Raw genomic sequence first — 23376 nt, forward strand, 5'->3', positions numbered from 1 at the left:
ATAGTGCCTTATAAATATTAAATACAGCATAAAGCTATGAAAATCAAATGTAAAATTATGTTAACTTAGATTAATATGTGCGTAATTTCTTATACAAAACCCTTGATAGTTATAGAAATAACAGTTGTTTGAAGGAAAATGTTAAATTTTTATTTTTTTTAAAATCCTTATAGGTTAAGAAACTTGGCTAATGTAAATAAAAAAAGAGAATGTATTATTTTTACATTCTCTTTTTACATTTTCTCACATTATAATGTAATGCTTATACTTGGCTTTACATAGGCCAATCGTTTACGTGCTGTCCAGTCCCCATTGTGATAGAACGAGCAGATATTACAATCGATTCGTTCATTGGGTTATCTCCTGTGTGGTCGAAGTTTTCAACATACTTCACAACATATCCTTCGTTAAATTTAAGTTCTTTAGCAGTAGCTTCATTGTCGCGTTTCAAGAATTTAACGGAACCATCACGGCGTTCAAAATTATTGAACATCCATTCTACTAAACTTGTGTCAGCAGTAGATTCTACTGTTAATTTAACGCGTCCTCCACGAGTTACGGAAGAAGGTCTTCCTGTTGCATCTGTTTCTTGGTAAAGATCATAACTACAGTTTAGTACGTTATACTCTTTTCCATTTAGATTTAATTTTGCTTTAAATGACATAATAATTTACTTTAAGTTAATTAACGGCAATAGTGCCTTATAAATATTAAATACAGTATAAAACTAAGGAATATAAAAACAACTGCCTTATAAATAGAGAAAGGAAACTAAACTAGTGTTAAAAATGAATGTTTATAAAAGCACCGACTGTAGGAAGTGACTGATATTACAAGTAAACGTTAAAGTTTAACTAAACCTTCTTTGTGGCTTAAGGTTAGTAGGTGGTTCTAGTTTAAAGCTAATAAACAATGAGGTAATTAATCTACTCTTTGACAAATAATTACATTATCTTCTTTAATACCATTACTATCTACAGTACGGGCGTAATCTATATATTTCATACCTAAATACCATTTTGGTTTACGATAGAATACCCAGCCATGTGGTTCGTTTTCAGAATTAATATAAACAATCTTATTTTCTGGGTGACGGTCGTTGTAATCGTTTATAAAAAAATAGAAAAGTTTACCGAATGCCATTTTTTCGGGTGCTTTAAGCCTAAAATTACTTAATTCTGAAGTTTTTTCATCTTTATGAAACTCAAATGATATTACTTGAGGGTTGATTAATTCTTCATCTTTTGGATCTTTTATATGTTTTCCGATAGGATAGAACCATTTTTTATATACAGGTAAGGGAATAGAGGTTGCAAACTCATAGGTTTTTATAACCAAAATTGGGACAAGAAACCAAATGGCTGCTCCTAGAAAGTGAAACACATATTCGGGTTTAAACATATTAACAATAAAAGCAAAGCCAATAAGTGCGATACAGTTAACGGCAATAGTAAATATAAATTCAGACCAAAAGCTGTTGGGTTTTTCAGATAATAGTTCAAAATATTGGCGGCAAACATACACGTGTAATATGCCTAGAAGTAAAAACACAATTTGAAACGCTATAAATGTATGCAGGGGGATGTTGTTTAAAACATTTTCATTACTTAATAGTGCAGTTAAAGCAAAGAAAGCCGCAATTACTAATATGTAAACTATTAGTTGCTTTTTCTTTTTAGAAAACAATTTTTTTATCCCTTTCATAAAAACCATCATAAGGATACCAACCACAAAAAATAGAATGGCCATTTTTATTAAATCGGGGCTAAGTGAGGAGAATCTAAGTGTTATCATAAAGTAGTAGTTAATCCCATTAAGGCAGGTTCGTTTTCGTGTAATACAAAGCCTTCAGTACTGCGTTCAAAATCAATTTTTGTTTTCACTTCCATTTCCATGGGGATAAAGTAATCGTAAAAAACTTGAATAAAACGCATAGTTGGAGAACCTTCAATAAAGTTTTTAATGTTGTTTTTATTAACGGGTCCTATTTTGGCGTTTACTTCAGGGCAAAGAATTGTTGACTCGTCAACGCCTAAAACCAAATCTACACCTAAGCTATTTTTTTCTTTTTCTTCTTTTTTAGGTTCTTGGTAAGGTGCGTTCACTTTTTTTAGTGTGACTTTTTCATCGATAATTTTTTCAAGACATAAAGCTGTTAACTTTAAGTTGCCAGAAATTTTATGTGAATAGGGTAGTAGTTTAATTAATTTTAATAAAAAATTTTGAGGTAAGCTTTTATCTACTTGCCAAAACTTGAGTAAAAAATTGTTTTTAATGTCTGAAAACCTATCGATTAATGCTCTTTCCTCTTTTTCAATCCCTACATATTGATTGAAGACTTCATTTTCAATAGGCTGAAAAAAGAAGCGCGCTTCTTTTTCTTCTTGTTTTTGTTTTTCCCTTTTTTTCTGATAGGATAAACTTTTTAACTTAGGGTCTGATGGATTATGAAAAACACCTTCCGGAAGGCTGTCGTAGATTCCATTTCGAGATAGGTTGAAATTGAGCGTATAGTTGTTACTGTTGGTTAACGATTGTTTGTAATCTATAATATCTCTTCTGTAGGGGCGTTTAAAAGTACTTGAGTTGTGTACAGTAAAATCTGAAAAGTCTGCTGCAGAATTTTCTAATATCTCTGAAACTACGACCTCTGCTTTAATATCTTCAAAAACAGATTTTAGTTCGTTTAATACGCTCTCAAGTTCTTTTTTAACCATATACTTTTAGTTATTAGAGCTATTGTCTTTATAAATTGGTAATGGTTTTCTTCCAGCACAAATAAAACGTTCCTGCCACCATTCATCAGTTAAGTCACTTATTTTAACTCCACGCACTTTTTCTGGACCACTGTAACCAGACGCACTGACAAATTTGTTGTTTTTAAGATAGATGCCTACGTGGGTTATTGTTTCGTCATCGACATTAGGGCGTTTAAAGAAAAGTAAATCTCCTTCTTCTATAAACTCTTGTCCTAAAAATTTATCGGTTGTTTCTGAGTCGTATTGTCTACCTGAGGTACGCTCTAACAAATAACCATACACGTTTACATAAAGATGTTGTGCAAATGAGGAGCAATCAACACCTTCCATATCTTCACCTCCCATTAAATAAGGAGCTCCCATCCATTCATCGATAAAACTATATAGACTTGTGTTGTCTAAATCGGTTGGATCTACATTTAATATATTAGCATACTTTAACTGTATGGGTAAAATTACAGGTTCTTTTTTCTCAACTGTTGTTTCAGAAGTGTTTTCAACCTGCGGTTTTTTGTCTAACTTTGGTTTTACAATTGCTAATTTGTTTTTGGAACCTCCACAGCTACTTAAAGTTATAAGTAACAATGAAAAAATAATAGTGGGGATTAATGCTTTTTTCATAATGTCTAATTTCTTTTCCTACAAATATAAATAAAGGAATTTCATGTTTCAAGTTTAACAAAAATAACCAAAGATATTAGTATTTTGCCTTAGTAAACTTTTTTAACAAAACAATTTCTCATGCCTAAAGAATATTACTCCTTACCTTTTAAGCCAAACGCTTTTATAAGTAATGATGATCATGATAAATGTTCTATACAAGAATCTATTTCTAGTTTCTTACATTTATTAGCAACAACTTATTTTGGGGAGTGTACTTTTGATGAAAGTTTTGGTAATGCCTTGTGGGAGGTAGATTTTGATAACTTAACCAGTAACGATAAACTACGAGCTATTATCACAGAATCGATTCTTGACAGTGTTGAGCATTATGAGAAAAGGTTGGCTAAAGCCGCGGTAGAAATTAAATTACGACAAGAAAGTGTTACTAAAAATGGAAACCTTCAAATGGTTCGAAAACGAATAGATATATTAATTTCAGGCACTATTAAACAAACGAATGAACCTTTTTCATTTGTTGAAAGCTTTTATATTGCTCCCATGTCTTTTTAAAGAAATTTCCGACAGTTACATGAAGATTTATTTATATTTTTGAGTAGGAAGGAAAAAGTTGTATAACCTTCTTTAAAGCTACTATAATATGCAGACAAAGAATAATGAAAAGGATATAAAGAATAGAATGATCCAGAAAGCTGCTTCTCTTTGGGGTATAGCTCCTAAAGATATAGATAGCTCTTTTGATCCTTTGGTGTCGTTGCTTATAAGTGCTTGTGCTTCTGAAATAGGAAAGATTGAAGGAGAAATTTATAATTCACAGACGCGCATTACCGAGCGGCTTATCCAGCTAATGACACCAGAAGCAATTCACGGAGCAAATCCAGCTCACGCTATTGCATATGCAGAACCAGTAGATAAAAGCATTACCTTAAAGCCAAAAAACCAACTATACCACAAGAAGAAAACTGCTTCTGCTCGGAATAGGGCTAAACAAAAAAATATATTTCTCTCCCCATCTAGAGAGATGCGGCTAATAGATGCCGAAATAACCCGGGTTCTTTGTGGTGATAAATTGTTTTCTCAAGATGGAAAAAACGGAAAACAATATATTGGCACAATGGAAAATTATGCAGAGCCTTCAAAGCTTTATTTAGGCATAAAAAGCAACAAAGACAATATTCCGTTAAAAGATGTTTCTGTCTATTTTGAACATCAAGATACCTCCTTAAGTGATCTTTTTTATCATCACCTTAAAAATGCTAAATGCTCATTAAACTCTGAGAAAATAACTATAACTAAAGGATTTTTTGAAGATAAGGAGCAGGATCACTTGAATGTGGAAGCTTTTTTTAATTCGGTTACGAACAAAACCCAAAGCATAGAAAACCGGATAAATCAATTTTATCAAAAAAACTTTATATCAATTAAATCGCTTTCATATCTGTCTAAAAAAGGAGCTTTACCAGAAGGTGTCTTTAGTGATGCAGATATAAAAGACAATCCCGAACTGAAAGATTTGAATTGGATTGAGATAGAGTTTCCAAGAATAATTGATACGGGAATTTTAGAACAAGTTTTTGTTTCATTGAATGCCTTTCCTGTATTGAATAGGAGGCTTACCAGTTTTTCATACCAGTTGAAGGATTTTATACATATAATCCCTATACAAACCAATGATTTGTTTTTAGACATAAAAACGGTTGAAAATACGGATGGTAAAAAATATATATTAAGACAAAACAGTACAACACAGCAACGTAAAGGAACTTTTATTTTAAGGGAAGACCAAGCAGGGAAATTAGACTCTCGAAATGCTAAACAGTTTTTAAGTCACATGATGGAGTTGATGAAAGAAGAAAGTGCGGCGTTTTCTTTTTTAGGCAGTGATTTTTTACAGACTAATATTAATAAGCTGAACCAAACCATACTGTTACTTGAAAAAAGAGCGGAAGATCTAACCGAAAAATCAAATGAGACCGTTTATATTTCGGTAAAGCCATACAGCCCTAAGGAAATATTAATGATTGAGTATTGGACTACCGATGGAGATATGGCTAATAAAATAAAAGGCGGTACTTCCTTATATAACTATGAAGGGACCGACATAAAACAAAAGAGCGCTAGGTTATTGACCAATACATTTAATGGTAAAGACACCTTGAGTATGGATGAACGGCTTAATAGCTACAGGAGTTCTTTATTATCAAGAGATAGAATTGTTACAAAACAAGATGTTAGTGCGCTTTGTTATTCTATTTATAATGACCGTATAAAGGATGTTGAGGTGCAAAGGTCTTATACTTCGGATATTTCAACAAACAAAGGGGTGGTTCCTTGTATGAAGATTACTTTGCATGCAAATAGAAGAAACAAGCTTGAAGAGCAAGAATGGCAATCACTTAATAATAATTTGTTGTCAATTTTAGAGGATAAATCAGTTAATGTGTTTCCGTACGTTGTAGAAGTTAAAAACTAACTATTTACTTTTGAGGTTCAAGATTAAAAGAAAAAAGATTTCGTTTTTGTACTTTTATAAATAACAAGAATATAATTCTAAAAGGTTAACCCAAATAAAATACTATGGAGACAAGAAAAAATACATACTATCACTTAGATAAAACGGTATTGTTGTTTTTTGTTATTGCAATACTTGGCTTTAGTTCCCTTTTTGCATATAAATATTATTCATTAGAAGATTGCCCTATGGTTCAATTTAAAAATGAATCGAAAGATTATAGAGTGGGATCTCTTATAAGATTTACAGATTATACCGCTGGAGCTGAATCTTGGGAATGGCATTTTGATGATAGTACAGATGTTAGGACAGAGCGTAATCCATATCATACTTTTTCAAAACCTGGAAAATATGATGTAAAGTTAACGGTTAATGGAAGTTGTGAAACAATTAAAACAATAACTATTGAGGAAAAAGCTTTTATTTTAGATTCAACCAAGTTGCCGGTATTTACGGCTCCTAAACAGATTATGGTTGGTAAAAAAATTATTGCAGTAGATAGCACAAAAGGAGCTAATACTTGGGAGTGGCGCTTTGGTGAAACTGCAAGTGTTAATTCCTACGAGAAAAAAGCAGAATATACCTATAAAGAATCCGGATTAAAAACTATTTCGTTAGTGGTAAACGGAGATCTAAAACATATTGGCAAACGAAAAATAAAAGTATTGCCTAGGCCTGAAGATAAAGAACGTATTGAGCGAATTAGCTCTGCAGATCCTTTAGATAGTGATATAAAATATAAGCCAGACATCGAAGTGATTAAAGATGCTCCTGAAGGACAGAAGAAAAAGAAGGTGCCTTATATTTCAGAAAGAGATTTTGCTCAAAAGTTAGTTGACATTTCAGAAGAAAAAATAACTTCAGAAGCTCTCAAACGATATATCTGCGGAAATCTAAACATGCCGGTAATAGTAAATAAGAAAAAAGAAGACCTATTGGTTTTCTGCCAAAAAATTTCTGGAAAGAAAATAACAGTTAAAGACGTGCAGATCCATAGAGATGAGGAAAGTAAGTGTATTACCAATATACTTATTAATGTAAATAAGGGCTGGTTTTAAATAGAAGAAGAACACTATGAATAAAGAAGGAACAGCATATAATAGAATAAATTGGATTGATGGGATGAAAATAAATAAATCCCATTTTATCGGGCAAGACAATGCTGCGGTAAAATTGATTCACGAAGCATTGCAGAAAGATATTTCTTCTGTTAATTTCGGATTGCTTCCAGATGCCTCTACAGATGATGCTGTAGATATGGTTTTGTCCATGGATGGCCAGAATACAGTTCACATCAAGTTGCATAAATGTAGAGCCGTTACGCAAGGAGGATATTTAATAAACATTACCAAAGCCGAAAGCAATCAACTTGAAAAAGCAAATAAAGTAATAACCGCAAAACACACTTTTAACGAAGACGAAACATCTTGTTATATAGTCCTAACAATTCATCCTTATAAACGGGTTCCTATTGGGGAAGCAGACGAGGAAGAAGAGCCACCTAGGCATCCAAATGTAATACCAGAATATTCTCTAGATATCATCCCAGAAGAGAATATAAACCAAAGCGAATTTGGAATGTATTATGTAACCATAGGGAAAGTTGTGTATGAAGAGGGAAGAGCTACTTTAGTGGAAGATTTTATTCCCCCTTGTACCTCCATACAAAGCCATGAGGATCTTAAATATACGTATGTTGAGATAGACACTTTCTTAAATGCAATGGAGCGGTATTCATTACAGATTATTCAAAAAATCCATCAGAAAAAGCAAGCTAATGATTTAGCTGTTATGGTTAAATACATTTCTGAAAATGTGTTACAACATTTGGGCGGTAAACTTCCAGAGTTTAGACAAGAGGATCGTTTTAACCCGCCTATTGCTATGATAACCAAATTAATGGCATTATCGCGTGTAATTAAAAACAGCATGGATGTATATGTTGGTACCGGAAAAGAAGAGTTGCTAAACTACCTATCAGATTGGTGCGATGTAAATCAAGGTGCTTTTGAAAATGTTCTGGTTGAAATGATAGAGCTAGAATACCAACACACCGATATTAATAAAGCATTATCTAAAGTATCTGCATTTACAAAATTAATGTTATCATTGTTCAAGAAATTGAATGAGCTAGATTACATTGGTAAAAAGTCCGATTCAAAAATATTTGTAAAAGAAGAAATTATAGCAAAAAACGAAGTAAAAAACAGAAGAAGCTTCTTACTTGATTAAAAAAATACTCCTTACCATATGAAAGCAAAAAACAGAAAAGCTCGTAGAAACAGTTTTTTAAAATTTTTCTTATTATTTATTTTAACTACTGCTATTATAGTAGTTGCGCTATTTTTCGATTTTAACGTCATGCCGTTTAAAGAAAATAAAGTATTAAGAAACCAAGCGGTAGAAATTGAAAAAGAAATACAATTTCAAGAAGGGTTCTCAAAAGATATTCAATTGTTAAGAGACATGGTAGATTCATTAGATATACCAGGGCAGAACAGAGCTTTTTTAAACTCCATGTTAAGTTCTCAAATCGTTAAATTACAAGAAAAAATTCCCGTAAAAGACTCTACCTATCGATATGATATGTATAATAACGTTATTTGGTCTTTTGCCGAAATACAAAAACTCAAAGAGGAGTTAAACTCGTATTCAGATGTTGAAGAACGTATAACAGAATACAAAGAAGAACTCGAAAAGTGTAGGGATGAGCTAAAAGAAGAAAAGAGAACTGTAGACGCCCTAAGAAGAAATAATTAGAGTGAGTAAGTTGAAGTTGTAGACTATTTTTCCTGTTTGTAGGAGGTCGCTTCATGTAACAAACATATTCTCTGGTCGCTCAATATTTATTTCAATCTACATTAGAATCCATAGCTAAAAGAACCTTCTTTCACCCAAGTTTCAATATATAAAAAGTCACTTTATGAGTTGACTTAATAAGGGTATGGACCTTGGTGGATCTACTAAAGTAATTTCGCTTATAAAGTTGTTAGTTATACCGTAACAAAACGTCTTACATGCTTTAAAAATAAATCTAAATGCCGTATGTTGCCCACATACCTAAAAATGAATTATGGAAGAGAATAAAATGATACCCTATATAAAAGATGTATTAGAAAATATGCCAACTGATTGGTTGCTTCTAACAACCCATCGACTAGATATTTATAATGAAGAATTGGCTAAAACCCAATTCTTAGAAAAGTTTGAAGACTTATTCAATGCGGATAATTCTGAAACTTTCGCCCTTAGTGAATTACCCACCGCCTACGATTATATTCGATTAGGACATCCATTGTCAAGTATATTAGAATGGGGAATTGCTAATTTGCAGCAGCTTGACCCAGAAAACGTAATCAGTTTTCAATCTAAGACGATTCCTATTTTAGCAATTCTAAGAAAAAATGCTTTAAGTAATAAGCGAACTCAGATTGTCTATACCGATGAATTGCCTAAAGAGTTTGATGCTGAAGTGGTGCAACGTGTGTATGGGTATAATTTTGAATTAACAAAAGTTAACAGCGTAGCCGGTATTTCCGAATATAATGGCAGTACGATTTTCATTTCAGAAGACGATAAAGTTTCTGCTGTTAATCTCACTTCAAATATTGATTTTTATATCAGTCTTCAAGGTCATCTTGGAAGTATTCTAGTTGTAAACGGAAAAGATAACGAAGGTTATATTTCAGAAATCCAACACGTAAGAAGAAGAGAAACCATTGCTATGACGCCAGACAATTGCTACACGGCCTTAAAATCGTTAGTAACACAATCTTCTTTCGAATCTAATAACTCTAGTCAAGCCTACAAATCAAGCGTTGTAGATTCCATTAATACCATTACGGGTACCACTACAAAGGCATTAGTCGCTTCTTGTGGACTATCTATGCAATATGCGATTATGATGGGACTCATTCACGATGCATTAGAAAATCATAAAGGGAAAGACATCAAATTTATTGTTCCTCCCAATTGTTACGGCGGAACAAATGACCAAGCAAGACGCGTAGCCGCTTGCCTTGACAATGTTGAGGTGGTAGATTTACCTGTGGATGGTGATAACGATATGGTTACAAGTATCGATACCGTTTTAACTAAAATTGCCAAGAAAGATGCGGTTCCATATATCATTGCTGAAATTCCAACAAACCCAAGGGTTGAAGTTCCCAATCTTCAAAAATTAAAAGAAGTTTTAAGTGCAAAACGTAAAACGGCAACAGGTGAAACAGCAATCGATCCCGTTTTTATTTTAGATCAAACATTTTGCCCTAATTTTCAATTTTTAGGGGAAGGTGAGATACTCTCAACGGTGCGAACCATTTCATACGTTAGCGGATCTAAATTCCCAAGTGGCGGAAAATGTACAGCCGGTTATTGTGTAGGAAATAAAAAAACCGAAGCGTTGCTGGATAAAGTAGAAAAGCACCTAGAACTTTGCGATAACGAAGCGACTGCACTTCAATACGAAATAATAGCTAAGCAAATGCCTTCTATGAATCAACGGATTACAGATGCGTATAAAAACACACGTGAGTTTGTAACCTTTATCCACGATGTTTTACCGGAAGCGAAAATTAATTTTGTGTCAGATGAGCTGGCAAATGAAGGGTTTACACCATCGGTTTTTTCATTAGATCTACCTGCAAAAGGAGCTACCGCTGAAGAAAAAGAAGCGCATAAAAGAGCATTAAACTTGAAGTTAATCAATTTAATGATCACAGAAATCCCTAATGAAAGTAAGTTCTGCGTAAGCTACGGACAATTAAAAGGATGCTATTGGACCATACCTGCAACCTCTACCCAAGGAACGACAAAAGAAGGAGACAAAGATTATATTGTCCGAGTATCCGTTTCTGGTAACTTAGATCTAGAACGCCATAAAAAGGTGTTTATGGAGTTTGTTGAGAGTATGTAAAAAATGGGAGGTGCTTAGCACCTCCCATTTGTATTTTTATAAAATATAGAAGACAGAGTATTAAAGCTCTAATCTTACTCATACTCCCCCTTCAAATTCGTTAACATTTTATCCGTCATTTCATCTAACGAATATTTGTGCTGCCAGCCCCAATCTTCTCTGGCTTTGCTATCGTCAATGCTACTGGGCCAGCTATCGGCAATTTCTTGTCTAAAGTCGGGTTCGTAGCTTATTGTAAACTCAGGGATTTGCTTTTTAATACTTGCTGTAACATCTTCAGGATTAAAACTCATGGCAGACAAATTATAAGAGCTTTTAATTTTGATATCCTTTTCATCGGCTTCCATAATACCTACGGTGGCTCGAATAGCATCTTCCATATACATCATCGGTAAGGTCGTTTCAGCATTTAAAAAACAAATGTAGCTTTTATGTTTTAGGGCTTTGTGGTAAATATCAACTGCATAATCGGTTGTCCCGCCACCAGGAAGTGTTTTGTAACTGATAATTCCGGGATAGCGAATACTACGAACATCTACACCAAAGCGCTTGTTATAATATTCGCACCAACGCTCGCCGGTTTGTTTGCTAATTCCGTATACGGTAGAAGGCTCCATCACGGTGCGTTGTGGGGTATCTTGTTTTGGGGTTGTAGCACCAAAAACAGCGATACTGGAAGGCCAAAATACTTTATCTACTTTTCCTTCTTTAGCCAGATTTAAAACGTTGAAAAGTGAATTCATATTCAGGTTCCAAGCTTTCATAGGGAATTTTTCACCCGTAGCAGAAAGCATGGCAGCCATTAAATACACGTCGGTAATCTCGTAATTAATTACTACGTCCTGCACAGCATCATAATCCATAGCGTCCAAAACCTCAAAAGGACCACTTTCCATCAACTCATCATCTCCTTCACGAATATCGCTGGCAACTACTTTGTGAGCGCCGTATTTGTTTCGTAAAAAGGCAGTTAATTCAGTTCCTATTTGCCCGCAAGCACCAATAATGAGGATTCTTTTTTTCATAGTGGAATTTTAATCGATTTAAAGCAGGGCAAAGATACTCATTCTATAAGGGACTTCTTTAGCATAAAACGGACTTAATTTTACAGATATCACGTATATTTGTCACGTGTTGGTATTTACAATGAATCGACTTTTATCTTTTTTAACGGTAGCTTGTATTGGTGTGCTTATGGTTAATTGCGGCAATGAAGAAACGCAAAACGAAGCCGATACCCTACAAGAGCACACCGATGTTTTATACGGAAACACTAGCTTTTCATTTCCTAAGCTATCTGAAAATGCTCGTTCGTACACCAACCAATGGGGCGCTTTTGAAGACTTCGAATCTCAAGCCATATCTATTAATGGAAGCACTGTGGAAGAATTGAAAAATAAAACAGAGCGTCTTTTAGTATATACCGATTCCATTGCAAAAAAATTACCCGATACGTTGGCTGTACAGTCTATAGAATCTCGCGTTATGATAGCCAAAACGAGAGCCCACTTACTAGACCAATTGGTTCATAGAGCGCACATCGATTCTATTACACTTCAAACATACATTGCTGAAATGAACAATGCTACTAGTAATCTAATTGTTCAGCTTAATGATAAATTTAAAAAAGATGCTATAGACCAACAGCGTATCGATACCGAGAAAAAGGAAATTGAAACGCAAAAAAGGGTTCGGGACTCGATATTTCAGCAAGAATTAAAAGATAAAAATCAACAATAACTGTAACAATATCAATTTTTTGATACGTATATAGATAATGCAAACTTTAAAAAATACTAATTCAATAACCAGACAATGAAAACAAATATGTTAAAATCTGTTGTTGCTGTTGCAGTCCTTACTTTAGCAGTAAGTGCTTGTGATAACAAGGACAAAAAAATGGCTCAAAGCGAAGAGGAAGAGCGCGGGATTATCCTTTCAAATATGGATACCACTGTGAATCCTAAAAATGACTTTTACAATTATGTAAATGGTACATGGATGAAAAACACCGAAATTCCAGACGATCAAGTACGTTGGGGTGGTTTTGGTGTGTTAAGAAAAAAGACTGCTCATGATATGTTGGGCATTCTTGAAACAGCAAAAGAAAGTGACAAGTATGCCGACGATACAGATCAGGCTAAAGCACTAATGATTTTTGAAACAAAGTTGGATACGGTGGCGCGAGACGAAGCGGGAATAAAGCCACTACAGCCAGCATTAGATAAAATCGCAACTATTTCTTCGGTAGAAGATCTTCAAAAAGTTATTACAGAAGATGCAACAATGGTGAGCCAACCGTTTTTTGGTATTGCGGCATATTCAAACCCAAGCAATAGTGCTATGAATGCGGCTTATCTTACTCCAGGTGGATTAGGATTGCCAGATCGTGACTATTACACTAATATTGATGCCAAATCTATTGAAATACGAAAGGAATATGTAAACCATATTACACGTATGCTTCAATTTTTAGGAGATTCCGAGGAAGAAGCACGTACACAAGCTGAAACCATTTTAGCTTTTGAAACAAAATTGGCAGAACCAAGATTGGATAAAGTAGCGAGTCGTGATTTCAGAAACTTCAATAACCCACGATCTATGGATGAAGTACAGGAAATGGTGCCAACTATCCAGTGGGAGCAAGCTATAAAAGACTTGGGTGTAACAAAAACGGTTGATACGTTAATAGTAATGCAGCCTAAATATATGGATGTTGTTGAAAAAACACTTGCAAACGGCGATGTAGATACTTGGAAAACGGTATTGCGTTGGTCAACTTTAAACGATTCTGCAGGAATGCTTACTACAGAAATCGACAAAACAAACTGGAATTTTTACAGCAAATACCTTAACGGAAGTAAAAAACAAAAACCAGCAGACGAAAGAGCATTGAGTACAGTAAACGGAACTGTTGGAGAAGCAGTTGGTAAATTGTATGTGGACGAAATGTTTCCTCCTGAAGCAAAAGAAAAAGCTGAAAATATGATAAAAAATATCATCGTAGCTTTTGAAGACCGCATCAACAATTTAGAGTGGATGAGTGATAGTACCAAAACAAAAGCCATTGAAAAGTTGGATAAATTCACTGTTAAAATCGCATATCCAGACAAGTGGAAAGATTATTCAACCTTAGAAGTTAAATCAGGAAACAGTTATTACGATAATATGATCGCTGTTGGTAAATGGAACCTGAAAGACAACTTGGAAAAAATTAACGAACCTGTAGACCGTACTGAATGGGGTATGTCGCCACAAACGGTGAATGCGTACTTTAATCCGTTTAACAACGAGATTGTGTTCCCTGCAGCAATTTTACAACCACCTTTCTACGATTATAAAGCAGATGAAGCTGTAAATTACGGTGGAATTGGAGCTGTAATCGGTCACGAAATCTCTCACGCTTTTGATGATAGTGGTTCTCGTTTTGATGCGAGCGGAAACTTAGTAAACTGGTGGACCGATACCGATCTTGAAAACTTTACTAAAAGAGGAAACCAATTGGCTGAACAATACAGCAATATTGAAGTATTAGACAGTGTATTTATCAATGGTAAATTTACTTTGGGTGAAAATATTGGTGATTTAGGTGGTGTATTAGCTGCTTATGATGGTTTACAACGTTTCTACGAGAAGAACGGACGTCCAGAAAAAATCGATGGATTTACTCCAGAGCAACGATTCTTTATGAGTTGGGCAACTGTTTGGCGTACTAAACAACGTGACGAGTCATTAAGCGAGCAAGTGAAAACCGATCCACACTCGCCAGGTCGTTACCGTGCAACACAGCCTTTACAAAATGTAGATTCTTTTTATGAAGCATTTAATATTAAAGAAGGAGATTCTATGTGGTTAGCACCAGAAGATCGCGTACGAATTTGGTAATTCGTATTCTATAAAAACAATAAAAAAGAGCCTTTCGGGGCTCTCTTTTATTTCTTTAATTTATTCACATTAGATAAAATATCAAGTCGATAAGTTTTTTCTTCTTTTCGGTTTTCTAGAAGAAAGATATACTCCTAAAAAGATCAATACTGCTGCTACTATTCTAATTGGGGTAAGTGTATCAGCACCTAACAAAACAGCAAACAAAACGGCTAAAACTGGCTGTAGATAAATAAATGCACCAATGGTGGAAGGGCTTAATTGTTTCAAAGCATAAATATTGAATAAATACGTTAAAAACGTAGTGCCAATTACTACAAAAGCCAATTTCCAAATAGCATCAAATGGTAAATTAAACCAGTCAACGGCTGTAAATTCAGTAAACCCTATAGGTAGATTTATTAGTATTGCAAAGAGGAAAAATAACTTCATTAAAGTGATAGAGCTGTATTTTGACACCAACGGTTTTACAATAATTAAATAGATGGAATACGAAGTGGCATTGATAATAAACAACAAATTACCCAATGGAATGTTGGGAGCGTTCGGCTGAATTTTCAACCCAAACAAAATCAATACTAAGGCTCCGGCTAAACCCATACTAATACCTATCGCTTTTCGAAGGGTAATACGTTCTTTTAAAAACAAAGCCGAAAGGATAAGCAGCAAAACCGGCGAGAGCGTTATCACAACCGAACTGTTAATTGGCGTGGATAAACTTAAACCTTTAAAAAACATCAACATATTAATGACCATTCCAAAACACGCACAGGCAACGATTCGGGGCCAATCTTTCTTGTCAATTTTTTCCGAAGGATAAAAAATACTTATCGCCCAAAATAGTACGGCAGCACCACCCACGCGCAAGACGATAAACCCATAAGGTTCAATTACAGTAGGCATCAAGTCTTTTGCTATGGTATGGTTTATTCCATATATAGCACTGGCAGCAGTAGCCGCGAGTAGGGCTAGTACTCGGCTACTCATGTATTGTTGTGGATTGAATTTTTAGCGGCTTCGACCGTTTTTTTGCTGTTACCGATAAAAATTTCGTCATTATTCACGATAACGGGGCGCTTTAAAAAAGTATAATGTTCTAACAACAAGCTTTTAAAATCCTCTTCAAGTAATTGTTCTTCTTTTAGGTTACGTTTTTTATACAATTGAGCGCGTTTACTGAACAATGCTTCATAGGTACCTGCCAAATTATAAAGTTCTTCAAGTTCATTTTCCGTGATACCTTCGGTTTTTATATCTTGTTTTTGAAACGATTGTGGAATTTCAATTTCTTTCATAATACGCTTACACGTATCGCAACTGCTTAAATAATATACTTTTTTCATGATTTGTTATTTTAAATGTACATTCTGAATTTAATCCAGGGAAAAGGTTAGAAACTCTTTGGCTTTTTCGATTGGTATTTTCAGTTCAATAGGACCATCGGCATAGCTGGCAATATCGTATTGATTATAAATTATAATCACGTCGCTTTCAGTAAACCCGATGTTTTCAGGAAGGTAAAACGTTTCATTTTCAAACCAAAACCCCGTTGAGTTTATCGATTCGCTTTCTGAAATATTATGTTGTTTTTTAAACTCCTTTTCAGCAAAACTTTTAAAATCAGCTATATTATTAAACAAGTCCTTTTTCTGAAGCAACTCGCCAGTTTTAGGGTCAAAATTAGCAAAAGTAGTGCTTCCGTAACCATGGGCACCGCCAGTAAACTTATATTGTTTTTCTTCAACCGAAAGCATTTCAGAGTTGTCAAGGTTTCTACGTACCGCAATATCAACTACATATTCGCTTGCCATATCTGGAAATTCTACCTTATCCCTTCGGTATGTTTTAATAAAGTTTGTTGCCGCTTTTTCCATACTGTTGGCAGTTGGTTCTTCTTCCATAGTTTTTAAGGAAGAAAGAATAAATCTCTCTATTTCAGAATTAATTTTTTTTGAAACAGTTTCTTCTCCTTCTACCGTAAAATAGTTGATAGTAATTTCGGGACAATCTCCATTATTACAATCGGGGAGCGTTTTTTCAGTGAAACTTTCTGAAGAAAAAGAAAGGGGTTGTTCTTTTTTACAACTTAGTAATGAAAGTAGACAGATGCAAATGAGTAAAAATTTGTTATTCATACGTTAAATAATTGATGGGTTTATCTTTCCAAAGGGAAACCAGTATCTTTATTTATCAAAAGTAGTAAGATTAGAGAAAGCGACTCTAAAAATTATATTAAAAGGTTAAAAGCAACAGTATATATGAAGGGTATGAAATTTAATACAAAAGCAATTCACGGGGGACAAAAAGATATAGATCCAGCTTATGGATCTGTTATGCCTCCTATTTATCAAACTACTACTTACTCACAAAGTACACCTGGCGGCCATAAAGGTTTTGAATATTCCCGAAGCGCAAATCCAACGAGAAGTGCTTTAGAACGAGCTATTGCTAGTATTGAAAATGGAAACCACGGAATGGCTTTTGGAAGCGGTCTAGCTGCAATTGATGCGGTTTTAAAATTATTGAAGTATGGTGATGAGGTGATTTCTACCAACGATCTGTATGGAGGTACGTACCGATTATTCACCTCTATTTTTGAAGATTTTGGAATAAAATTCAAGTTTATCGGAATGCAAAATGCTGAAAATATTGAAGACCATATCACCGATAAAACAAAACTCATTTGGGTAGAAACACCAACCAACCCAATGATGAATATTATTGATATTAAAAAAGCAGCAACAGTTGCTAAAAAGCATAATGTTCTCTTAGCAGTAGATAACACTTTTGCGACAGCCTATTTACAACGTCCTTTAGATTTGGGAGCAGATATTGTAATGCACAGTGCTACTAAATATCTAGGGGGTCACAGCGATGTGGTTATGGGTACGTTAGCTGTTAAAGAAAAAGAACTAGCCGATAAACTTTACTTTATCCAAAATGCTAGTGGTGCCATCGCTGGGCCACAAGACTGTTTTTTGGTGTTACGAGGTTTAAAAACATTGCACGTAAGAATGCAACGTCATTGCGAAAATGGGAGACAGGTAGCAGAATATCTTTCCAGCCACCCAAAAATAGAAAATGTGTATTGGCCTGGACTAAAAGACCATCCTAATCACGATATTGCTAAAGAACAGATGAAAGATTTTGGAGGGATGATTTCTTTTACCACTAAAGGGAATAACTATGAGGAAGCTATTAAAATAGTAGAGAACTTAAAGGTATTCACCTTAGCCGAAAGTTTAGGAGGCGTAGAAAGTTTAGCTGGACATCCTGCGAGTATGACCCATGCTAGCATCCCAAAAGCAGAACGTGAAAAAACTGGAGTTGTAGATTCCCTAATTAGGTTGAGTGTTGGTATTGAAGATGGAGACGATTTGGTTGCCGATCTGGAACAAGCGATAGGATAATAATTAGATTTGAATATATAAAAAAGCTCGGAATTTAAGTTCCGAGCTTTTTATTTTATATTGTTTTGGTTGATTAATCTAAGTAATAAATATAGCCTACATTCAACCAAAAAATCCAGTCGTTGCTTTTATTTTCTGGAACGGGGCGAACTTCGTTTTGGTCTATACCAGGGTTAAGACCATCTACCCAATCACTAAAGTAATATTGCCAACGACTATCGAGCATAAGATCGCTCAATGGAGTTAATTTATACCGAACACCAATACTTCCTACCATAGAAAATGTAGAAGCTGCTTCTTGTTGAAATGCATTTAAATATTTAACAGGTGTAGAGGCTGGTGTATTTAAAGGGCCGCGACTCGATGAAACTTCAGGGTTAAAATTCACATAATGAACACCAAAACTCACAAAAGGGGCAAGTTTATAGCCTCCAGCAGTAAAATCTCTAATACTAAATGGATAATATTCCAGCTGTGAGCCAATATCAAAAACAGTTGTAGAAGCTTCCATGGCACGTAGCTGTTGTGCAAACTCTGAGTTGTCATCAGGATCAACCCAACGCCCCATATGTTCTAAGTTGGTTTTATGATAATCTATCTCATTACGTATTTTAAAATGATCATTAAAGTACGTGTCGCGAGTATAACAATTACAATCAGCTCTGTACGAAAAGTTTAAATAATGTATTAAACCTATACCAAAACCTACGTTTCCTGCATTGGTTTCAAAGTCATTTCGTTGTCCAAAATCTGAATAAAAAGTGACAGGTCCGGTAATTACACCTACCTCGTGAGAAAAGCCAAATTGGCTCAAAACTTCCTGTTGGGCAGAGATTAGTAGTAGAAATACCAATAGTAGATTTCTGGTATTCATTGTGGATTGGGTTTAGTTTGAATCGTAACAAATATATAAAAACATATCTAACAGTGAAATATAATAAAGATATTTAGCTTATTTGTAAAAAATTAACGTCCTTTTTTTATATAACGTTTATATTTGCAATCTAATAACGTAAACAAATTTTTTAAAGTATTTTGAAGCGGTAGAAACTATTTGTAAAAGTTTAAAAATCATCTTCTTATTTTCTAAATGCTTTCCTATAAACAATAAAAAACCCTTTCTAAGATGAAACAAAGTATTCAAGATTTCATTTCAAAAGTTGAACAAGCCAATCCCAATGAACCGGAATTTATGCAAGCTGTAACTGAAGTTGCAGAAACAGTTATTCCGTTTATAGAAAAAAACGAAAAATACCAAAACAAAATGTTGCTAGAGCGTATGGTAGAGCCAGAGCGCACTGTGTTATTCAGAGTCCCTTGGATAGATGACAATGGCGACATTCAAGTTAATAAAGGATATCGCGTTGAGTATAACTCGGCGATTGGACCATACAAAGGAGGGTTGCGTTTTCACCCTTCAGTAAACCTAAGTATCTTAAAGTTTTTAGGGTTTGAGCAAGTTTTTAAAAACAGTCTTACCACATTACCAATGGGTGGTGGAAAAGGAGGTTCTAACTTTAACCCGAAAGGGAAAAGTGATAATGAGGTAATGCGTTTTTGTCAAAGTTTTATGACAGAATTGGCTAGACATATTGGTCCAAATACCGATGTTCCTGCAGGAGATATTGGAGTTGGAGGACGTGAAATTGGCTATATGTTCGGTCAGTATAAAAGACTTCGTAACGAGTTTACAGGAGTTTTAACTGGAAAAGGACGTTCATACGGAGGATCATTAATCCGTCCAGAAGCAACTGGTTATGGTAACGTGTACTTTGCAAAAAATATGTTAGAAACTAAAGGCGAATCGTTTAAAGGAAAAACGGTTGTAATTTCAGGATCTGGTAATGTAGCGCAATTTGCAGCTCAAAAAGCAATGGAATTTGGTGGTAAAGTAGTTTCTTTTTCAGATTCATCAGGTTTTATATATGATTCTGAAGGGATTGATGAAGAGAAACTGGCTTTCGTAATGGAGCTTAAAAATGAAAAACGTGGTCGTATTAAAGAATATTTAGACAAGTATCCATCAGCAGAGTACCACGAAGGGAAACGTCCTTGGAGCATAAAATGTGATATCGCTTTACCGTGTGCAACTCAAAACGAATTAGATGCCGATGAAGCTAAAACCCTAGTAGACAACGGTTGTATCTGTGTGGGCGAAGGAGCCAATATGCCTTCTACCCCAGAAGCAATAGAAGTATTTCAGAAAGCTAAAATATTATTTTCTCCTGGTAAAGCTTCAAATGCCGGAGGTGTTGCAACTTCAGGTCTAGAGATGTCTCAAAATTCATTACGTTTAAACTGGACTGCTCAAGAAGTAGATGAAAAACTCCATGCAATTATGAACGATATTCACGCAGCTTGTGTTCAATATGGTAAAGATGGCGATGGATATGTAGATTACGTAAAAGGAGCCAATATTGCAGGATTTGTAAAAGTAGCAGAAGCTATGATGGCTCAAGGAGTGGTGTAATTTCTGAATAGAAGTTCAATTAAATAGTATAAAGGTTGATGGTTTAGTAATTAAATCATCAACCTTTTTTCATTAAAATCCTGCAATAAATAGTATTTTAGCGTGTTATATTTCTGAAAAAGTATTCTCTATGAAGTATGTTGTAACAACTATTCTGTTTTTCATTGTTTTTTCTGGTAGTGCTCAAAATTTTGAAAATTCTTGGTCCGGGTATTTTTCATACACTTCAATCAAGGACATATCTCAAGGTAATGATAAAATCTATGCAGCTTCAGAAAATGCTGTTTTTACTTACGATTTAAGCACCAACGAAATAAAAACTATTTCAACTATTAATGGTCTTTCCGGAGAGCTTATTTCAAACATTCATTATAGTGAAAATCATAGTTTATTAGTGATAGGATATGAAACGGGACTTATAGAGATTGTTCAAGATGGCGAAGAAAACGTACTGACGGTTGTAGATATAGTGGACAAGCTAGTGATTCCGCCAAATCAAAAAAACATCAATCATTTTGATGAATACAACGATCTGCTTTATATTTCAACAGAATACGGTATATCTGTCTATAATTTAGCAACCTTAGAGTTTGGTGACACCTATTTTATTGGTGTAGGAGGAACACAAATAGACATTGCACAAACAACAGTAGCAGAACCGTATATTTTTGCAGCAACTGCTTCCAATGGAATTAAAAGGGCGCTATTGGAGAATGAAAATTTAATCGATTTTCAACAATGGACCACCATACAAAACGGAAATTTTAAAGGAATTCAAAAACTAGGCACAGAACTCTATGTTGCCAATACTGGTAACGGTGTCTCTAGGCTTAACCTTGATGGAAGTATAAATCCCGTAGGTAATTTTAATAGTATTGTAGACTTCCAGACGTTTAATAATGTATTAACAATTACAACTACAACATCTATTTATGCATATACGGAAGGATTTCAGCAGCAGGGGTCTGTAACATCGGTACTAGACTTTGATTATCAGCTATTTTCTGGTTATGCTCTAAACAATGTATTCTATATGGGTACAAGGGAAGATGGTATTTTAGCCGTACCCTTTGATAGCAGTCAAGCCAAACAGGTTTTACCAAATGGCCCGCTTTCTAATCAAGGTTTTAGCATTGATGCTTCTCCAGGACAATTGTGGATGAATTATGGTGAGGTTACCGTTACTTTCAATCCATTCCCCTTGACTTTTAAAGGTATTAGTAATTTTAGAGAAGGCGTTTGGAATAATATAGCTTATGAAGATCTTGCTGAAAAATTTAATACAGACGTAAACGACTTGGTTCGAGTAAAAATTAACCCCAATAACTTTGAAGAGGTTTTTATGACTTCATACCAAAGAGGTTTATTGCAGATTATAGAACAACAACCTACTACTTTGTATAATGAAACTAATAGTCCTCTTGAGATAACTACCTCTTCAAGCGGAGGAGAAGAAGGGATTCGCCTTTTTGGAATGGATTATGACAACCAAGGTAACTTGTGGGTTACACAGTCTAGAATAGCCGAAGGGCTTATAAAACGAACTCCAGAAGGACAATTTCAACAGATAGATGTAAGTGATATTGTTAACACAGATAACGAATTAGCTTTAACTGAAGTAATAACAACTCCCCAAGGTTATGTTTTTTTTGGGACTGCTGAAAGCGGTTTAGCTGGATATGACCAAAATCAAAATAAGTTTAATAAAATTTCCGAAGGGGAAGGAAACGGAAATTTACCCAGTGTATATATTCGTGCTTTAGCGTTAGATAAACAAAATAGACTTTGGATAGGTACTTTCGAAGGCTTGCGAGTATTATTCAATACTGGTGGCTTTTTTGAAGAGAATGCAGATGTGCAAGCCCAAGAAATAATCATTGTTGAAGATGGTGTACCACAAGAGCTACTTTTTGACCAATCTATTACACAAATAGTTGTTGATGGCTCAAATAACAAATGGATAGCAACTGGTAACTCTGGTGTTTTTTATGTATCGTCTAATGGACAGGAAACCTTATTGCGCTTTACCAAAGATAATTCTCCCTTACCCTCTAATAATATACAAGATATCGCTATAGATGAGTTTAGTGGCGTGGTTTATATCGCAACAACCAACGGTTTGGTTTCCTACAATGGGACAGCAACTGCCCCACGTGAAAACCTAGATGAAGTCTATGCATATCCCAATCCAGTACGTCCGGGATTTAATGGAAATGTAACCATTGATGGACTCACAGCTAATGCCAATGTTAAAATAACCGATATAGAAGGAAATCTCGTTTTTGAAGAAAGAAGCGAAGGTGGTAGTATTTTGTGGGATACCACAGCTTTTGGTAAATATAAAGTCGCCTCTGGAGTGTATTTGGTTTTAATAAGCACAGAAGATGCGTTAGAAACCAAAGTCGCTAAAATTATGGTCGTTAGGTAATGCTTGTCTCCACCAAAGCTATTGTTATCTCTTCGGTACGCTATTCTGAAGCCGATTTAATTGTAAGTTGTTTTACCGAAGCCGATGGTTTAAAAAGTTATATGCTTCGGAATATTTTGAAATCTAAAAAAGGGAAACTTCGCTCCTCCTTTTTTCAACCTTTAACGCAACTTGATTTAGTTGCTAACCATAAAAATAAAGGAACTTTAGAATATATAAAAGAAGCAAAGATCATTCAGCCTTATCAAACCTTGCATAGCGATGTGTATAAATCATCACTAGTTATGTTTCTTTCCGAAATATTAAAAAGCACCATTAAAGAAGAAGAAACCAACACCCAACTATTTCAATTTTTAACTTACTCCTTCCAATGGTT

The 23376-nt window shown here is 34.7% G+C and carries 21 protein-coding genes; 12 read left to right on the top strand and 9 right to left on the bottom strand.

Annotated elements, in window-relative coordinates:
• Positions 1–274: 274 nt before the first annotated feature.
• From tssD to AACZ92_RS14140, 4 genes are all read right to left on the bottom strand, one after another.
• Complete coding sequence (gene tssD, locus AACZ92_RS14125; RefSeq protein WP_339702509.1) at positions 275–664, bottom strand: type VI secretion system tube protein TssD; 390 nt, start codon at positions 662–664, stop codon at positions 275–277.
• A gap of 257 nt (positions 665–921) precedes the next feature.
• Positions 922–1794, bottom strand: a complete 873-nt coding sequence (locus AACZ92_RS14130) for a TssN family type VI secretion system protein (RefSeq protein WP_339702512.1) — start codon at positions 1792–1794, stop codon at positions 922–924.
• Positions 1791–2717 (bottom strand): hypothetical protein, encoded by a 927-nt coding sequence (locus tag AACZ92_RS14135; RefSeq protein ID WP_339702515.1) that lies wholly within the window; start codon positions 2715–2717, stop codon positions 1791–1793. The genes AACZ92_RS14130 and AACZ92_RS14135 overlap by 4 nt, the downstream gene beginning before the upstream one ends.
• Before the next feature lie 6 nt (positions 2718–2723).
• A complete protein-coding gene (locus tag AACZ92_RS14140; protein ID WP_339702518.1) occupies positions 2724–3380 on the bottom strand; it encodes a C40 family peptidase in 657 nt (218 codons plus the stop codon).
• 120 nt (positions 3381–3500) lie between these two features.
• On the opposite strand from AACZ92_RS14140, the gene AACZ92_RS14145 reads away from it, so the two are divergent.
• From AACZ92_RS14145 to AACZ92_RS14170, 6 genes are all read left to right on the top strand, one after another.
• Entirely contained in the window at positions 3501–3932 is a 432-nt protein-coding gene (locus AACZ92_RS14145; RefSeq protein WP_339702521.1) for a GPW/gp25 family protein, read from the top strand.
• 88 nt (positions 3933–4020) lie between these two features.
• Entirely contained in the window at positions 4021–5853 is a 1833-nt protein-coding gene (locus tag AACZ92_RS14150) for a type VI secretion system baseplate subunit TssF (protein ID WP_339702524.1), read from the top strand.
• Positions 5854–5957: 104 nt separating this feature from the next.
• Positions 5958–6950, top strand: a complete 993-nt coding sequence (locus AACZ92_RS14155) for a PKD domain-containing protein (RefSeq protein WP_339702527.1) — start codon at positions 5958–5960, stop codon at positions 6948–6950.
• 16 nt (positions 6951–6966) lie between these two features.
• Complete coding sequence (locus AACZ92_RS14160) at positions 6967–8124, top strand: hypothetical protein (protein WP_339702530.1); 1158 nt, start codon at positions 6967–6969, stop codon at positions 8122–8124.
• A gap of 18 nt (positions 8125–8142) precedes the next feature.
• Entirely contained in the window at positions 8143–8652 is a 510-nt protein-coding gene (gene tssO, locus AACZ92_RS14165) for a type VI secretion system TssO (protein ID WP_339702533.1), read from the top strand.
• 313 nt (positions 8653–8965) lie between these two features.
• Positions 8966–10807, top strand: a complete 1842-nt coding sequence (locus tag AACZ92_RS14170; protein WP_339702536.1) for a cystathionine beta-synthase — start codon at positions 8966–8968, stop codon at positions 10805–10807.
• A gap of 74 nt (positions 10808–10881) precedes the next feature.
• On the opposite strand, the gene AACZ92_RS14175 is transcribed toward AACZ92_RS14170, so the two are convergent.
• Entirely contained in the window at positions 10882–11832 is a 951-nt protein-coding gene (locus AACZ92_RS14175; RefSeq protein WP_339702540.1) for an NAD-dependent epimerase/dehydratase family protein, read from the bottom strand.
• Positions 11833–11953: 121 nt separating this feature from the next.
• Between AACZ92_RS14175 and AACZ92_RS14180 the strand changes: the two genes are divergently transcribed.
• Positions 11954–12547, top strand: a complete 594-nt coding sequence (locus AACZ92_RS14180; protein WP_339702543.1) for a hypothetical protein — start codon at positions 11954–11956, stop codon at positions 12545–12547.
• 75 nt (positions 12548–12622) lie between these two features.
• Entirely contained in the window at positions 12623–14692 is a 2070-nt protein-coding gene (locus tag AACZ92_RS14185) for a M13 family metallopeptidase (RefSeq protein WP_339702546.1), read from the top strand.
• Between the two features lie 81 nt (positions 14693–14773).
• On the opposite strand, the gene AACZ92_RS14190 is transcribed toward AACZ92_RS14185, so the two are convergent.
• Genes AACZ92_RS14190 through AACZ92_RS14200 form a run of 3 tightly spaced genes read right to left on the bottom strand, consistent with a single transcriptional unit; the run spans position 14774 to position 16827 of the window.
• Positions 14774–15679: a DMT family transporter gene (locus AACZ92_RS14190; RefSeq protein WP_339702549.1), complete on the bottom strand. Its 906-nt coding sequence runs from the start codon at positions 15677–15679 to the stop codon at positions 14774–14776.
• The gene (locus tag AACZ92_RS14195; protein ID WP_339702552.1) at positions 15676–16035 is read right to left on the bottom strand and encodes an ArsC/Spx/MgsR family protein; all 360 of its coding nucleotides are present in this window, start codon (positions 16033–16035) and stop codon (positions 15676–15678) included. Before AACZ92_RS14195 ends, AACZ92_RS14190 begins: the two co-directional genes overlap by 4 nt.
• A 30-nt stretch (positions 16036–16065) precedes the next feature.
• On the bottom strand, positions 16066–16827 hold the full coding sequence (locus tag AACZ92_RS14200) for a DUF3298 domain-containing protein (protein ID WP_339702555.1): 762 nt from the start codon (positions 16825–16827) through the stop codon (positions 16066–16068).
• Between the two features lie 132 nt (positions 16828–16959).
• Here AACZ92_RS14200 and AACZ92_RS14205 point away from each other — a divergent pair, with 132 nt between their 5' ends.
• Positions 16960–18102, top strand: coding sequence for a cystathionine gamma-synthase (locus tag AACZ92_RS14205; protein WP_339702557.1), 1143 nt, complete (start codon positions 16960–16962; stop codon positions 18100–18102).
• 73 nt (positions 18103–18175) lie between these two features.
• Here AACZ92_RS14205 and AACZ92_RS14210 read toward each other — a convergent pair whose 3' ends face one another.
• The gene (locus AACZ92_RS14210) at positions 18176–18976 is read right to left on the bottom strand and encodes a glutamate dehydrogenase (RefSeq protein WP_339702559.1); all 801 of its coding nucleotides are present in this window, start codon (positions 18974–18976) and stop codon (positions 18176–18178) included.
• Positions 18977–19228: 252 nt separating this feature from the next.
• Between AACZ92_RS14210 and gdhA the strand changes: the two genes are divergently transcribed.
• The 3 genes from gdhA to recO form a co-directional block, all read left to right on the top strand.
• Positions 19229–20572 carry an NADP-specific glutamate dehydrogenase gene (gene gdhA / locus AACZ92_RS14215; RefSeq protein WP_339702561.1) on the top strand — a complete coding sequence of 448 codons (1344 nt, stop codon included), beginning with the start codon at positions 19229–19231 and terminating at the stop codon, positions 20570–20572.
• Positions 20573–20702: 130 nt separating this feature from the next.
• Positions 20703–23000: a two-component regulator propeller domain-containing protein gene (locus tag AACZ92_RS14220; protein WP_339702563.1), complete on the top strand. Its 2298-nt coding sequence runs from the start codon at positions 20703–20705 to the stop codon at positions 22998–23000.
• Positions 23000–23376 (top strand): DNA repair protein RecO (gene recO, locus AACZ92_RS14225; RefSeq protein ID WP_339702566.1); only part of this gene is annotated, 377 nt, incomplete at its 3' end. The genes AACZ92_RS14220 and recO, both read left to right, overlap by 1 nt.

The organism is uncultured Marixanthomonas sp. (genome assembly GCF_963974425.1).
Classification (GTDB): Bacteria; Bacteroidota; Bacteroidia; order Flavobacteriales; family Flavobacteriaceae; genus Marixanthomonas.